The organism is Achromobacter pestifer (genome assembly GCF_013267355.1).
In the GTDB taxonomy this organism is placed as follows: Bacteria; Pseudomonadota; Gammaproteobacteria; order Burkholderiales; family Burkholderiaceae_B; genus Achromobacter; species Achromobacter pestifer_A.
The window spans coordinates 707,546-722,482 of the sequence record NZ_CP053985.1 but is presented as its reverse complement, the minus strand read 5'-3'; the positions used below and the strand labels follow the sequence as shown (position 1 = coordinate 722,482).

The 14,937-nt window shown below is 67.0% G+C and carries 15 protein-coding genes; 10 read left to right on the top strand and 5 right to left on the bottom strand.

The genetic code is table 11. The annotated features are described in order from the left end of the window. Positions 1-7 precede the first annotated feature (7 nt). Positions 8-634 carry an NAD(P)H-hydrate epimerase gene (locus tag FOC84_RS03780; RefSeq protein WP_173143242.1) on the top strand — a complete coding sequence of 209 codons (627 nt, stop codon included), beginning with the start codon at positions 8-10 and terminating at the stop codon, positions 632-634. Positions 635-652: 18 nt separating this feature from the next. On the opposite strand, the gene paaX is transcribed toward FOC84_RS03780, so the two are convergent. Next, entirely contained in the window at positions 653-1,582 is a 930-nt protein-coding gene (paaX, locus tag FOC84_RS03775; protein ID WP_173143241.1) for a phenylacetic acid degradation operon negative regulatory protein PaaX, read from the bottom strand. A 174-nt stretch (positions 1,583-1,756) separates the two neighbouring features. Here paaX and paaA point away from each other — a divergent pair, with 174 nt between their 5' ends. From paaA to paaK, 9 genes are all read left to right on the top strand, one after another. Beyond that, positions 1,757-2,746, top strand: coding sequence for a 1,2-phenylacetyl-CoA epoxidase subunit PaaA (gene paaA, locus FOC84_RS03770; RefSeq protein ID WP_173143240.1), 990 nt, complete (start codon positions 1,757-1,759; stop codon positions 2,744-2,746). Positions 2,747-2,928: 182 nt separating this feature from the next. Beyond that, positions 2,929-3,213 carry a 1,2-phenylacetyl-CoA epoxidase subunit PaaB gene (gene paaB, locus FOC84_RS03765; RefSeq protein WP_013392438.1) on the top strand — a complete coding sequence of 95 codons (285 nt, stop codon included), beginning with the start codon at positions 2,929-2,931 and terminating at the stop codon, positions 3,211-3,213. Positions 3,214-3,228: 15 nt separating this feature from the next. Further along, complete coding sequence (gene paaC / locus FOC84_RS03760; RefSeq protein ID WP_173143239.1) at positions 3,229-3,993, top strand: 1,2-phenylacetyl-CoA epoxidase subunit PaaC; 765 nt, start codon at positions 3,229-3,231, stop codon at positions 3,991-3,993. Continuing rightward, on the top strand, positions 3,990-4,496 hold the full coding sequence (gene paaD, locus FOC84_RS03755) for a 1,2-phenylacetyl-CoA epoxidase subunit PaaD (protein WP_173143238.1): 507 nt from the start codon (positions 3,990-3,992) through the stop codon (positions 4,494-4,496). Before paaC ends, paaD begins: the two co-directional genes overlap by 4 nt. 13 nt (positions 4,497-4,509) lie before the next feature. After that, positions 4,510-5,598, top strand: coding sequence for a 1,2-phenylacetyl-CoA epoxidase subunit PaaE (paaE, locus tag FOC84_RS03750; RefSeq protein ID WP_173143237.1), 1,089 nt, complete (start codon positions 4,510-4,512; stop codon positions 5,596-5,598). 46 nt (positions 5,599-5,644) lie between these two features. After that, positions 5,645-7,309, top strand: coding sequence for a phenylacetic acid degradation protein PaaN (gene paaN / locus FOC84_RS03745; protein ID WP_173143236.1), 1,665 nt, complete (start codon positions 5,645-5,647; stop codon positions 7,307-7,309). A gap of 14 nt (positions 7,310-7,323) precedes the next feature. Next, positions 7,324-8,112 (top strand): 2-(1,2-epoxy-1,2-dihydrophenyl)acetyl-CoA isomerase PaaG, encoded by a 789-nt coding sequence (paaG, locus tag FOC84_RS03740; RefSeq protein WP_173143235.1) that lies wholly within the window; start codon positions 7,324-7,326, stop codon positions 8,110-8,112. A gap of 2 nt (positions 8,113-8,114) precedes the next feature. Further along, entirely contained in the window at positions 8,115-8,585 is a 471-nt protein-coding gene (paaI, locus tag FOC84_RS03735) for a hydroxyphenylacetyl-CoA thioesterase PaaI (RefSeq protein ID WP_173143234.1), read from the top strand. 111 nt (positions 8,586-8,696) lie between these two features. Beyond that, positions 8,697-10,010 (top strand): phenylacetate--CoA ligase PaaK, encoded by a 1,314-nt coding sequence (gene paaK / locus FOC84_RS03730; RefSeq protein WP_173143233.1) that lies wholly within the window; start codon positions 8,697-8,699, stop codon positions 10,008-10,010. A gap of 290 nt (positions 10,011-10,300) precedes the next feature. On the opposite strand, the gene FOC84_RS03725 is transcribed toward paaK, so the two are convergent. From FOC84_RS03725 to kynA, 4 genes are all read right to left on the bottom strand, one after another. Then, positions 10,301-11,701, bottom strand: coding sequence for an MATE family efflux transporter (locus FOC84_RS03725; protein ID WP_173143232.1), 1,401 nt, complete (start codon positions 11,699-11,701; stop codon positions 10,301-10,303). Next, a complete protein-coding gene (locus FOC84_RS03720) occupies positions 11,698-13,428 on the bottom strand; it encodes an ArnT family glycosyltransferase (RefSeq protein ID WP_173143231.1) in 1,731 nt (576 codons plus the stop codon). The genes FOC84_RS03725 and FOC84_RS03720 overlap by 4 nt, the downstream gene beginning before the upstream one ends. 123 nt (positions 13,429-13,551) lie before the next feature. Continuing rightward, positions 13,552-13,818, bottom strand: coding sequence for a type B 50S ribosomal protein L31 (locus tag FOC84_RS03715; RefSeq protein ID WP_173143230.1), 267 nt, complete (start codon positions 13,816-13,818; stop codon positions 13,552-13,554). A gap of 263 nt (positions 13,819-14,081) precedes the next feature. Next, complete coding sequence (kynA, locus tag FOC84_RS03710; protein ID WP_173143229.1) at positions 14,082-14,930, bottom strand: tryptophan 2,3-dioxygenase; 849 nt, start codon at positions 14,928-14,930, stop codon at positions 14,082-14,084. Positions 14,931-14,937 lie beyond the last annotated feature (7 nt).

The window sequence follows — 14,937 nt, the reverse complement described above, 5'->3', positions numbered from 1 at the left end:
GCAAACTATGTCGTCTTCCTACTCGGTCGCCCGGATCCGCGACGCCGAACGTCAGGCCCTGGCCGCCGGCAGGCGCTTGATGCCGCTGGCGGGGGCGGCCGCGGCCCGCTACGCGGCGGCCCGGATCCGGCCGGGGGCGGTGGTGCTGGCGCTGGCGGGTCCAGGGAACAATGGCGGCGACGCGCTGGAAGCCGCGGCCGGCTTGCGCGCGTTGGGGCATGACGTGCGCGTGCTGCTGCCGTCGGGCGCGCAGCGCCTGCCGGCCGATGCCGCGCGCGCCTATGCAGGCTGGCTGGCGGCCGGCGGCGCAACCTGGTCCGAGCTGGAACCGGGCTTCGTGCCGGGGCTGGTCATCGACGGCCTGTTCGGCATCGGATTGAATCGCCCGCTGGGCGCCGGCTGGCAGGCGCTGGTGGACACGGTCAACGCCTGGAACGTGCCGGTGCTGGCGCTGGACGTGCCCAGCGGCATAGACGCGGACACGGGCGAGGCCCTGGGACGCCCGATCCGGGCGCGCTGGACCCTGTCGTTCATCGGCCGGGCCAGGGGGCTGGAACGGCCGGGGCCGGGGCGCGATGCCTGCGGCGTATCGGAGGTGGATACGTTGGGCGTGGCCATCGCCCCGCAGGCCTGAGCCTGGGGGGGGCTCGTTTCAGGCGGGTTTTCCGCCGAAGCGCGCGGCGATGTCGGCCGCCAGCGGCGCGTAGCGTTCGTTGTCGCGGCCGGCCAGCGCGTCCAGGTGCGCTTCCGACGCGTCGAACACCTGCCAGTAGATGCGTCCGCAGATTTCGCGGGCGGCATGGCCGGGCCAGTCTTCGGGCAGCATGGGGCCGGGCAGCTGCGGGTCGTGCAGGACGATACGGCGCCAGCTGTGCAGCAGCATGACCCGCACGATGAAGGCTTCGGCGGGCGAGGGCGGGGTCTCCAGCAGCTTTTCCAAGGGCCCGAAATTCTTGGCGAACTGGCGGTACTGCTCGGCCAGCTCGTCCAGGTTCCAGCATTGAGAGGCCAGGCTGGCTATCGGCAGGCCGCCAGCGCCCGCCAGATCGCGCGCCGACAACACCAGCGCGCGGTCGGGGATGCCCAGCTTTTCCAGAATGTCGTGCGCGGCGCGCGCCTCGGTGTGCGGGTGGGCGAACAGGCCCGGCGCGATCATGCCGAATCCTTCCCAGACCAGTTCCCGGCGCAGCTCCGCGCGCTCGGCCAGGCCGTTGCCGGTGCGCGGCAGGGCCACCAGCGTCCATTCCCCGTTCCATTCCTGGGCCGGGCCGACATAGATGCGCTGCGAGGCGTGCGCGGTGTGGCGCAGCCCCTGCTCGGAGATCAGATAGAGGCTGCGCCGTCCGTGGCGTTCCGATTGCAGCCAGTTCTGGGCCACCAGACGAAAGACGCTGGTGCGCAGCAGTCGTTCGTTGATGCCCAGCGGGGCCAGCAGTTCGATCAGGTCGCCCAGCCAGATGGCGCCGCCGTGCGGCGCCAATGCGTCCCCAAGCAGGCTGACGCAAAGCGATTTCGCGCGCGGCGGATCGTTCTTGATCAGGCGTGAGAGAAAGCGGTCCAGGGGCGACTGAGGGTTTGCCATTAGAGGGGGCCGGGGGCGGCCGATATCGGGATCCGCAATATGATACATAAATCCAATGTGATACAGATTTGAGTTTGACAATGAATTTTTTGTATTAAATAATCCGCCTATGACATGACGGCACTGCGGAACGTTTGCTTTGCGTTTTCGCAAACCGTCTTCAAGGAGACAAACATGTACGCTCAACTCGTCGAAACCGGCGTCAAGCAGGTCAAGACCGCGGACCAGCTCGAAGGCCGGGAACAGACGTTCCAACGCCGGATCGACGACGGCGTCCGCATCGAGGCCAAGGACTGGATGCCGGACGCCTACCGCAAGACGCTGGTGCGCCAGATTTCCCAGCACGCGCACTCCGAAATCGTGGGCATGCTGCCCGAAGGCAACTGGATCACCCGCGCGCCTTCGCTCAAGCGCAAGGCCATCCTGCTGGCCAAGGTGCAGGACGAAGCCGGCCACGGCCTCTACCTGTACAGCGCCGCCGAAACCCTGGGCGTGTCGCGCGACGACCTGATCGACGACCTGCACGCCGGCCGCGCCAAGTACTCCAGCATCTTCAATTACCCCACGCTCAGCTGGGCCGACATCGGCATGATCGGCTGGCTGGTCGACGGCTCGGCCATCATCAACCAGATCCCGCTGTGCCGCTGTTCCTACGGCCCCTATGCGCGCGCCATGGTGCGCGTCTGTAAGGAAGAGTCCTTCCACCAGCGCCAGGGCTACGACCTGCTGATGCAGATGTGCCTGCATGGCACGCCCGAGCAAAAGGCCATGGTGCAGGACTCGCTGAACCGCTGGTGGTGGCCCGCGCTGATGATGTTCGGCCCGTCCGATGCCGACTCGCCCAACAGCGCCCAGTCCATGGCCTGGAAGATCAAGCTCTTCTCCAACGACGAACTGCGCCAGAAGATGGTGGACCAGACCGTGCCGCAGGCCGAATACCTGGGCCTGACGGTGCCGGATCCCGAAGTCAAGTGGAACGCCGAGCGTGGCCACTACGACTTCGGCGAGATCGACTGGACCGAGTTCTACGCGGTGCTCAAGGGCAACGGCCCCTGCAACCGCGAACGCCTGGCCGCGCGCGTCAAGGCGCACGAGGACGGCGCCTGGGTGCGCGATGCCCTGGTCGCCTACGCCGACAAGCAGGCCGAGCGCAAAGCAGCCTGAAAGGATGACGCCCACCCCCGAAGCGCTGCGCGCTTCCCCCTCAAGGGGGCGCCGCTGCGGACCGGCAAAGCCGGCTCCGCGCGGCCGCGCTACGGCTCCGGTAGGTGAGCTTCCAGACTCACTCTTCTAACCATTGCAGATCAGGGCGCGCGGCGCGCGCCCGGCATTCAAGGACATCCATCATGAGCAAAGACTGGCCCCTGTGGGAAGTGTTCATCCGCAGCCAGCACGGCCTGGCGCACAAGCACGTCGGCAGCCTGCACGCATCCGACGCCGAAATGGCGATCAACCACGCCCGCGACGTCTACACCCGCCGCAACGAGGGCCTGAGCATCTGGGTGGTGCGCGCCTCCGATATTTCGGCCAGCAGCCCCGGCGACAAGGACCCGCTGTTCGAACCGGCCAACAGCAAGGTCTACCGGCATCCGACGTTCTTCCCGATGCCCGAAGAAATCAAGCACATGTAAGACGGCGGGGGAGACATGGACAAGACTCTGTTTGAATACCTGCTGCGCCTGGGCGATTCCTCGCTCATCCTGTCGCAGCGGCTGGGCGCCTGGACCGGCCACGGCCCCATCCTGGAAGAAGACCTGGCGCTGACCAACACCGCGCTCGACCTGCTGGGCCAGGCCCGCATGTGGTTGACGCTGGCGGGTGAAGTCGAAGGCGCCGGCCGCGACGAAGACGCGCTGGCCTACCTGCGCGACGCGCACCAGTTCCACAACCTGCTGCTGGCTGAACGCCCCAACGGCAATTACGCCGACACCATGGCGCGCCAGTTCCTGTTCGACGTCTGGCACTACTTCCTGCTGCAGCGCCTGGAGCAGTCGACGGACGAGCGCGTCGCCGCCATCGCGGCCAAGGCCATCAAGGAAGTGACCTACCACGTGCGCCGTTCCTCGGACATGGTGGTACGCCTGGGCGACGGCACGGCGGAAAGCCACGCCAAGATGCAGGCTGCCATCGATGACGCCTGGCGCTTCACCGGCGAACTGTTCGCCGACGACGCCGTGGACCTGGACGTCGCCGCCCGCGGCATCGGCTGTGAGCTGTCGGCCTTGCGCCAGCCCTGGCTGGCCCATGTGCGCGAAGTGCTGGAAGAAGCCACCCTGACCGTGCCCGACGAAGCCGCCGCCAACCATCTTGCGTACCGTGGCGGCCGCCAGGGCAGGCACACCGAGGACCTGGGCTACGTGCTCGCCGAAATGCAGTTCCTGCCGCGCGCCTATCCGGGAGCCACCTGGTGAACGCGCTGGCGCCCGTTTCCGCCGACCAGGTCTACGCCTGGCTGCAAGAGGTCCCCGATCCGGAGATCCCCGTGCTGTCCGTGGTGGATCTGGGCGTGGTGCGGGACGTGTCCTGGGACGGCGAGGCCTGTGTCGTGGTCATCACGCCCACGTACTCCGGCTGCCCGGCCATGCGCGAGATCACGCAGGACATCCAGCAGACGCTGGCCCGCCACGGCATCGCCGAGGTCCGCGTGGAAACGCGCCTGGCGCCGGCCTGGACCACCGACTGGATGAGCGAGAAGGGACGCGAGGCACTCAAGGGCTACGGCATCGCCGCGCCCGTCCAGCGCGCCGTCGACATCTCGGGCATCAGCCGGCGCACGGCCGGCCCCGCCATCGCCTGCCCGCGCTGCGGCTCGAAAGACACGCGCCTGGTCAGCAATTTCGGGTCCACGTCCTGCAAGGCGCTGTATCGCTGCGTGTCTTGCCGCGAGCCCTTCGATTATTTCAAGACTCACTGAGAGCGGTTTCGCAATGAGCCAGAACCAATTCCATTCCTTGACGGTGGCCTCGGTGGCGCGCAACACGCGCGACGCCGTGGTCGTGACCTTCGACCTGCCCGAGACGCTGGCGCAAGAGTTCGCCTTCCTGCCGGGCCAGTACCTGACGCTGCGCACCGAGCTCGACGGCCAGGAACAGCGCCGCTCCTATTCCATCTGTTCGGCGCCTCATGACAAGCTGCTGCGCGTGGCCATCAAGAAGGTGGACGAGGGCGTCTTCTCCAGCTGGGCCAACCATGAGCTGCAGCCTGGCCAGACCCTGGAAGTCATGGCGCCGGCCGGCAACTTCACGGTCGATTTTTCGCCCGAGAACAAGCGCCACTACGTGGCGTTTGCCGTGGGCAGCGGCATCACGCCGGTGTTCTCGCTGGTCAAGACCGCGCTTTCCACCGAGCCTGGCAGCACGTTCACGCTGTTCTTCGGCAACCGCGCCTCGTCCGCGGTGCTGTTCCGCGAAGAGATCGAGGACCTGAAGAACCTCTACATGGAACGCTTCTCGCTGGTCTACATCATGAGCCGCGAGACCCAGGACATCGAACTCTTCAACGGCCGCCTGGACGGCGACAAGGTCGACCAACTGATGTCGGCCTGGATGAGTCCCGAGGATATCGATTACGCTTTTGTCTGTGGTCCGCAGACCATGACTGAAAGCGTGGTCGAGCGGCTGCAGGCCCGCGGCATTCCGAAGTCGAACATCAAGTTCGAACTCTTCGGCGCGCCCAAGGGGCCGCGCGCGTTGCGCACCGGCCAGGACGCCCGCCAGGCGCCCGGCAAGGGGCAGTGCGAGGTTACCGTGGTGCAGGATGGCCACAGCCGTATGTTCGTGATTGAAAAGAATAAAGACAGCGTGCTGGATTCGGCGCTGGCGCAAGGGATTGAACTGCCGTATTCGTGCAAGGGCGGGGTGTGTTCCACCTGCCGCTGCAAGGTCATCGAAGGCGAGGTGGACATGGACGCCAACTTCGCCCTGGAAGACTACGAAGTGGCGCGCGGTTTCATCCTGAGCTGCCAGAGCTTCCCGGTCAGCGACCGCCTGGTCATCGACTTCGACCAGGAAACCTGACCCGGCCCGCGCCAGGCAGAAAACCATACTTATCTGGAGAGACGCAGTGTCCCAACAATTCTTCGAACGCCACCAGCCCCTGCTGGAACAAGCCATCGCCGCCGCCGCCCTGCGCGGCTACTGGAGCCCCTTTCCCGAGTCGCCCAGCCCCCGCAACTATGGCGAGACCGCCAACGACGAAGGCCGCGCGGCCTTCGAAGCCTTGCAAGGCAAGCCTTTCCCGCTGAACCTGCATGATGCCGACGGCACCGTGGGCGGCGAAAAGTCGCCCTTCGGCTTCGACCTGGGCATCACCTACCCGCGCGTGCCCGCCGACAAGCTGATCTCCGCTTCCAAGCGTGCGCTGGAAGACTGGCGCCGCGCTGGTCCGCGCGCCTGGGTGGGCGTGTCGCTGGAAATCCTGGCGCGCCTGAACAAGCGCAGCTTCGAGATCGCCTACGCGGTCCAGCACACCACCGGCCAGGGCTTCATGATGGCCTTCCAGGCCGGCGGCCCGCACGCGCAGGACCGCGGCTTCGAAGCCGTGACCTACGCCTGGCAGGAAATGTCGCGCATCCCCGGCGTGGCCGTCTGGGAAAAGCCGCAAGGCAAGAATGACCCGATCCGCATGGAAAAGCAGTTCACCGTGGTGCCGCGCGGCGTCGCGCTGGTGATCGGCTGCTCCACCTTCCCGACCTGGAACGGCTACCCCGGCCTGTTCGCCAGCCTGGCGACCGGCAACACCGTCATCGTCAAGCCGCACCCCGGCGCCATCCTACCCCTGGCCATCACCGTGAAGGTGGCGCGCGAAGTGCTGCAGGAAGCAGGCTTCGATCCGGACGTGGTGCAGCTGGCCGCGCATGCCGCCGGTGACGACACCGCGCAGAAGCTGGCGCTGGACCCGGCGGTCAAGATCGTCGATTTCACCGGCAGCACCGCCAACGGCGACTGGCTGGAAAACAACGCCCGCCAGGCGCTGGTCTACACCGAGAAGGCCGGCGTCAACCAGGTCATCATCGATTCCACCGACGACCTGAAGGGCGTGGCCCGCAACCTGGCGTTCTCGCTGGCCCTGTACTCGGGCCAGATGTGCACCGCGCCGCAGAACATCTACGTGCCGCGCGACGGCATCCAGACGCCGGAAGGCCGCGTCAGCTTCGATGAGGTCGCGGCCGCCCTGGGCGCCGCGGTCGAAAAGGTTGGCGCCGATGCGGCCAAGGCCGTCGAGCTGACCGGCGCGATCCAGAACGAAGGCATCGTCGAGCGCATCGAAAAGGCCCGCGCGCTGGGCCTGCCGGTGGTGGCCGACAGCAAGGCGCTGGCGCACCCGCAATTCGAGAACGCCCGCGTCCGCACGCCGCTCTTGCTGCGCACGGAAGCCGGCAACGCCGCCATCAGCCAGGAATGGTTCGGTCCGATCGCCTTCGTGGTCGCCACCGATTCCACCACCCACAGCATCCAGCTGGCGCGCGACAGCGTCATCAAGCATGGCGCGCTGTCGCTGTCCGCCTACACCACCAGCGACGCCGTCGCCGACCAGGTGCAGGACGCGGCGGAAGTCTCGGGCGTGTCGCTGTCGCTGAACCTGACGGGCGGCGTGTTCGTCAACCAGACGGCTGCCTTCAGCGACTTCCACGGCACCGGCGCCAACCCGGCCGCCAACGCCGCGCTGTCCGATTCGGCCTTCGTGTCCAACCGCTTCCGCGTGGTGCAAACCCGCCGTCACGTTTGAACGGGGCGGCCGACATGAGCTACCAGGATATCCAATTCGACCTGTCCGGCGGCATCGCGCGCCTGACGCTGAACCGCCCCGACAAGCTGAACAGCTTCACGGCCAACATGCACGGCGAAGTGGCGGATGCCCTGACCCGCGTGGAAACCGAAGGCGCGCGCGTGCTGGTGCTGACCGGCGCCGGCCGCGGTTTCTGCGCCGGCCAGGACCTGAGCGAGCGCAAGCCCGCGGCCGATGGCACGCCGCCCGACTTGGGCGAGACCGTCGACAAGTTCTACGGGCCGCTGGTGCGCCGCGTGAACGCCTTGCCCATGCCCGTCGTGGTGGGTGTGAACGGCGTGGCGGCCGGCGCGGGCGCCAACCTGGCGTTTGCCGGCGACATCGTCATCGCCAAGGCTTCGGCCACGTTCATCCAGTCGTTCTGCCGCCTCGGGCTGATCCCCGACACGGGCGGCACCTTTGTGCTGCCGCGCCTGGTCGGCCGCGCCCGCGCCATGGGCCTGGCCATGCTGGGCGACAAGCTCAGCGCCAAGCAGGCCGAAGAATGGGGCCTGATCTGGCAATGCGTGGCGGACGAGGAATTCGACGCCGCGCTGGAAGGCCTGGCGCAGCACTTCGCCAAGGCGCCGACCATGGGCCTGGCATACACCAAGCGGGCCATGCAGGCCAGCCTGGGCAATGACCTGTCCACGCAGCTCGATCTGGAACGCGACATGATGCGCGAACTGGGCCGCAGCGCGGACTACGCGGAAGGCGTGGCCGCCTTCCTCGGCAAGCGCGAACCGCAATTCAAGGGGCAATAAGAATGAACGCACACGTTCCCGCGGTCGAAGTGCCGGCCGATCCCCAGGAGCTGGCGCACGCCGTCGGCACCGTGATGTACGCGGGCGATGCCGCGTCGCAGGGCCTGGACATGAAAGTCGAGGAAATGGCGCCGGGCTACGCGCGCCTGACCATGCGCGTGCGCGCCGACATGTTGAACGGCCACAAGACCTGCCACGGCGGATTCATCTTCGCCCTGGCCGACAGCGCCTTCGCGTTTTCCTGCAATTCGCGCAATGTCAGCACCGTGGCTTCGGGCTGCACCATCGATTACCTGGCGCCGGGTTTCGAAGGCGATCTGCTGACGGCGGTGGCGCAGGAGCGCTCGCTGGCCGGCCGCACCGGCGTCTACGACGTAACCGTGACCAACCAGGAGGGGCGCAACGTGGCGTTGTTCCGCGGCCGCTCCTACCGCATCAAGGGCCAGATCGTCGGCGTCCCCGCGGACGCTTAAGGCAGCCAGCCAAGCAAAGAGATACGGCCGCGGGCCGCGTTGCGAGCGGGCAGGGCTTCCGCCCGCCGCGATCAGGCCCCGCGCAGAGAGAATTTCAGGAGAGAGATAACCATGTCCAACACCATGAGCAAGCCGGGGCTGGACCCCATCGAGCATGCCAGCGAGGATGAGCTGCGCGCGTTGCAGCTGGAGCGGCTGAAGTGGTCGCTCAAGCATGCCTACGAAAATGTTCCGCACTACAAGAAGGCCTTCGATGAAGCCGGGGTGCACCCGGACGACCTGAAGCAGCTGTCCGACATCTCGAGGTTCCCCTTCACCACGAAGAAGGAACTGCGCGAGAACTATCCTTTCGGCATGTTCGCCGTGCCGCGCGAGCGCATCTCGCGCATCCACGCCTCCAGCGGCACCACCGGCAAGCCGACGGTCGTGGGCTACACCAAGAGCGACCTGGACAACTGGGCCAACCTGGTGGCGCGCTCGATCCGCGCGGCGGGCGGCAAGCCCGGCGACACGGTGCACGTGGCCTACGGCTACGGCCTGTTCACGGGCGGCCTGGGCGCGCATTACGGCGCGGAACGCCTGGGCTGCACGGTCATCCCGATGTCGGGCGGACAGACCGAAAAGCAGGTGCAGCTGATCAACGATTTCCGTCCGGACATCATCATGGTCACGCCTTCCTACTTCTGCAATATTCTGGAGGAACAGCGCCGCCAGGGGATTGATCCGCGTCAAAGCTCGTTGCGCATCGGCATCTTCGGCGCCGAACCCTGGACCGGGCAGATGCGCGCCGACATCGAGACCGAAGCCGGCATCGACGCGGTGGACATCTACGGCCTGTCCGAAGTGATGGGGCCGGGCGTGGCCAGCGAGTGCGTCGAAACCAAGGACGGCCCGGTGGTCTGGGAGGACCATTTCTACGCGGAAATCATCAATCCCGACACGGGCGAACCCGTGGCCGACGGCGAGCCGGGCGAACTGGTGTTCACCTCGCTGACCAAGGAAGCGATGCCCATCATCCGCTACCGCACCCGCGACCTGACGCGCCTCTTGCCGCCGACCGCTCGCAGCATGCGGCGCATCGGCAAGATCACCGGCCGCAGCGACGACATGCTGATCGTGCGCGGCGTCAACATGTTCCCGACGCAGGTCGAGGAACTGGTCCTGAAGATCGCCCAGTTGGCGCCGCACTACCAACTGGTGCTGTCGCGCTCCGGCAATATGGACGAGCTGGAAATCCTGACCGAGTTGCGCGCCGAGTTCTCGACCCTGTCGGACGCGGAACGCGCGAACCTGGGCAAGCAGCTGCAGCATGCGGTCAAGACGCATATCGGCGTCAGCGCGCGCATCCAGGTGTCGGATTCGGGCCACGTGGAACGCACGCTGACCGGCAAGGCGCGCCGCGTGATCGATAAACGGCCGAAGTAGGCCCCCACGCCGCGCCCGCTGCGCGGGCTAGCTGCCCCCCGAAGGGGGCGCTTTCCCCTTGGGGCGGCCCGGCGGGGAAAGGCCCCCACGCCGCGCCCGCTGCGCGGGCTAGCTGCCCCCCGAGGGGGCGCTTTCCCCTTGGGGCGGCCCGGCGGGGAAAGGCCCCCACGCCGCGCCCGCTGCGCGGGTTAGCTGCCCCCCGAGGGGGGGGGCTTTCCCCTTGGGGCGGCCCGGCGGCGGGGCGGATTCTTGTACGCAGTAGTCAAAAAGCAGCCGCAAGGCTGCTTTTTTTACTTGATCGTCCCGCGCACGATGCGCCGGTACCAATAGTGCAGCAGCGCGGCCGACAGTCCCAGTCCGACCATGGCCATCAACCACATGCTGCCCGCGCCCTGCGGCGAGCCCGGCACCAGGATGGCACGCACGCCGTCCAGGCCGCCGCGGCCCGGGCCGAAGCCGAACCACCAGCCGCCGACCAGGCCCACGCCCGCCAGGGCGACCACTTGCAGCAGCAGCGGCACCACCGCGACCTTGTAGGCGCGCAGCAGGTAGGAGTTGATGCATTGCATCGAGTCGAACAGGTGGAACAGGGGCAGGACCGCCAGCAGCGTGGTCGCGACCGCGGCCACCTCGGGATTGTCGGTGTAGGCGGCCAGGATGAGCGGGCGGCCGGCCAGCAGCACCGCCGCCGTGAGCAGCGCGCCCAGGATGCCCAACGTCAGACCCGCCATGCCAGTGCGATGCGCGTGCGCGAGATTGCCCGCGCCGATGGCCTGCGCGGTCAGGGCTGCCGTGGCCACGCCCAGCGCCATCGGCATCATGTAGCAGAGGGCGGCCAGGTTGGACATGATCTGGTGGCCGCCGGTCACGAAAGTGCCTTCGCGCGCCACTAGCAGGGCCATGAACGTGAAGGCCGATACCTCCACCAGATATGAACCGCCCATGGGGATGCCCAGGCGCAGCAGTTCCTTGAGCGTCTTCCAGTCGGGCTTGCCGACGTGCAGCTTGAAGCGTCGGTAGTAGCGGTCATGGGTGATGACCCACAGGCCCAGCCCCAGGCTCATCCATGACACCACGGCCGTCGCCAGCCCGGCGCCGGTGGCGCCCATGGCCGGCAGGCCAAGATTGCCGTAAATCAAGAGCCAGTTGAAGAAGGCTTTGAAGCCGATCGCCGTCAGGTTGATTGCCATGACCAGCTTGGGGCGCGAGACCGAGGTGCCCAGCGCATAGATAGTGCGGAACACCAGCGCGGCGGGCAGGGCCAGCACCAGGGCCTGCAGATACGAGCCGATGCGTTCGCGCACGCCGGGGGCGACTTCGCCCGACATGGACAACCACATGTTCGGAAACAACATCAGCACGGCGCCCACCACGGACAGCCCCAGCGCCAGCCAAACGCCTTGGCCCCAGCTGCGGCCGACCTCAAGATTGTTGCCGGCGCCGAAGTGCTGGGCCAGGATGGGGATCAGGGCGTGGACCACGCCCATCAGCCCGACAAAGACGGTGATGTAGATGGATGCGGACAGCGCCATCGCCGCCAGGTCGGCGGCGCTGGAGTGGCCCGTCATGGCGGTGTCGAGCACGCCGAAGGAGATGCCGGCCCATTGGCTGACCAGCACCGGCCAGGCCTGCCTGGCGATGCCGCGCAGGGTGGCGCCGAAACTGATCGGCGCGGCGGGCGCGGGCGTCATCGGGGAGTGCCGACTCTGAGCAGGCGAAATACTTCCTGACGGTCGGCGCGGCGGCCGCCTTGCCATAGCACTTCGGCGCCGTCGCTGTATGCGGCGGTATTGTCCCGCAGGCTCTGGTTGCTGGTCTGCTGCAGCACCAGCGTGCACTTGGAGTCGAACGTGAACGTCAGATTATTGAAGATCAGGAACGAGGCGCGCTGTCCGCTGCCCAGGCTTAGTCCGCGCACGCACTCGCCGGGACGCACGTTCTGTTCCAGCGCCAGGGCCAGTTGGCCCGACACGGTGCGATAGCTGCGGGCGTAGTCCACGGCGGGCTGCCACAGCAGCACCAGCAGGATCCAGGTCACGGTCAGGCCGCCGGCCGACAGCACGGTGCCACGCCATAGCGCCTGTGGGCGCACCCGCAGCCGCCACACCACCAGCGCGATCCAGCCCACGGTGAACCCCAAGGCCAGCGCGAACGCCACCCAGGAGATCTCGGGCTGGTAGCCGGTGGTCTGGCGGGCGATATTGCGCGAAATCTGCGCCGGCCAGCCGAAGTGCAGGGCGACCCAGCCCAGCCAGACCGTGGTCGCCGTCAGCGAAAAGCACATGACCGCGAACCAATCCAGCGTGTTGACCACGCCGCGGCGCAGCGTGGGCAGCGAGAATGCGCCCAGCACCGCGCAGGGCACGGCCAGCAGCACATACTCGGAGTCAGAAGCTTCTTCCAGGCCGAACAGGACGACCGCGGAGCACACCAGCAGGCTCAGGGGCAGCCAGATGTGCGGCGCATAAAGCCAGGCGCGCCAGCGCCAGATGGCCAGCAAAGCCAACGGCCAGGTCGGCCACAGGTACCAGGGCAGGTCGCGCAGGGTGCGTCCGATGTCGTGCCAGGAGGGCGCGGTGAAGGACGACAGGTTCCAGGTCTTCCAGTTGCGGATCCAGTATTCGCTGCCGTGGCTGGCGGGGATCCACCAGGCCAGGATAAGGAGGGTGGCCAGCAGCGCGGTCCAGGGCAGCCAGCGGCGGCATTTCCACAGCCGGCTGCGGGGATAGAACGCCAGGGCTACGCCCACCATGATCGGGATGGCGCCGACCCAGCCGCGGGTCAGGAAGCTGGCCGCGAGGGCGATGCCCAGGGTGGTGCTGCCGGTGAACGGCCGGTCGATGCTGCGCGCCAGCGAATAGAAGGCCAGCGCCTGCCACGCCATGATGGCGGGCACGACGGTGGTTTCGTGGGTGCGCTGCAGGATGCCGACCGTGGCTAGCAGCAGCAGCAGCGCGGCGTCCGCCAGCATGCGGCCGTAGTCGCGGGGTTCCGGCTCGCCGCCGAAGGGCAGGGCCAGCGGCTGCGCTTCGGCGCGGCGGCCCAGCAGATAGGTGCCATACCAGACGCTGGTCGCGGTGATGCCGAACCACAGCAGATTGGGCAGGCGGCCGGCGGGGATGTCGCCGATGATGGGACCGAACAGCCAGATGCAGATCGCGCCCACCCAGGTGATCAGCGGACCTTCCTCGGCATGGGCCAGGTGCCCCACCTGCGGCAGCAGCCAGGTGATGCCGCCTTCGCGGATCGCCGTGAGCATGGTCGCCAGCCCCACCGCATCATCTGTTTTCCACGGGTCGCGCATGAACAGGCCGGCCACGATATAGGCCAGCGACAAGCCCAGCAGGATCAGCCTGGGCAGTTTCGCGGTGGCCACGGACGTGAGCCGGGCCGGAGTGGAAATAGAAAGTGGGGACACGGGCGTTAATGTAACCGAGTGGTCTGATTGCGCTAGTACCCAGCGTCAAAACTGGACGGCCAGGGAGAAAAAAAAGCAGCCCGGAGGCTGCCTTTTCGCTGCGGCTCCCGGGGGAGCGACAGATCAGGAAGCGGACTTGACCGTGCCGGCAGTGCGGGCGAAACGGGCGCGGAACTTTTCCACGCGGCCGGTTTCGACGATGCGGGTCTGGGCGCCCGTGTAGAACGGGTGCGATTCGGAGGTCACGTCGCACTTGAAGAGCGGGTACGACTTGCCGTCGATTTCAACGGTTTCGCGCGTGTGCACGGTCGAACGGGTGATGAACTTGTTGCCCGTTTGCAGGTCGGCGAAGACGACTTCGCGGTATTCGGGGTGAATGCCTTCTTTCATGGTGCTTTCCTAAGGCTCTTCCGAGCCTTGCAAGTTGTTAGGGTCGCCAGCCAGGACGCGCGCTCATCCCGCCTGCCCGGCAATTCCTCCGATATGGTCATCGGGGCTGCCTAGCGGCCGGATACTCGTCGACTGTTCCAGCCACGTATCCAAAAAGTAACCCCAAATTCTAGCATGGGAATTTTGGCCAGGCCAAGAGGGAAGCACGCCCGTGCTGGGCGCTGCTTCCTGCTAAAAATTTGGGGCCGGATAAAGGGCTGCGTTCAGAGATCCGTGCGCAGCTTCCAGATCTCGGGGAAGAGCACCACTTCCAGCATGCGCCGCAGGTAATCCACCCCCGATGTGCCGCCGGTGCCGCGCTTGAAGCCGATGACCCGTTCGACCGTGGTGACGTGGCGGAAGCGCCACAGGCGGAACGCGTCCTCCAGGTCAGTCAGCTTTTCTCCCAGCTGGTACAGGTCCCAATAGCGGTCGGGCTCGCGGTAGACCGTCAGCCAGGCGGCCTCCACGCCAGCCGACGATTGGTAGGGCTGGGTCCAGTCGCGCTCGAGGTGGTCGGCCGGCACATCCAGGCCGTGGCGCGCCAGCAGCCGCAGCGCCTCGTCATACAGCGACGGCGCTTCATAGGCGCTGCGCACCTGGGCCAGCAGGTCCTCGCGGTGCGCATGCGGCTTGAGCATGGCGGCGTTCTTGTTGCCCAACAGGAATTCGACCTGGCGGTACTGGTAGCTCTGAAATCCGCTGGAACGCGCCAGATAGGGACGCAGCGCGGAGTATTCGGGCGGCGTCATGGTCGCCAGCACGTCCCAGGCATGGACCAGCTGTTCCATGATCTTGCTGACGCGGGCCAGCATCTTGAAGGCCGGCTGCAGCCGGTCGGCGGCCACGTTGGCGATGGCGGCGCGCAGCTCGTGCAGCATCAGCTTCATCCAGAGTTCGCTGGTCTGGTGCTGGATGATGAAGAGCATCTCGTTGTGCTCGGGCGACAGCGGATGCTGCGCACCCAGCAGTTCGTCCAGATGCAGGTAGTCGCCGTAGGTCATGTCGCGCGTGAAGTCCAGTTGCGCTTTTTCCTGGCGGACGATGTCTTCGGGGCGTTCGGAGTGGCTCATGCGCGGC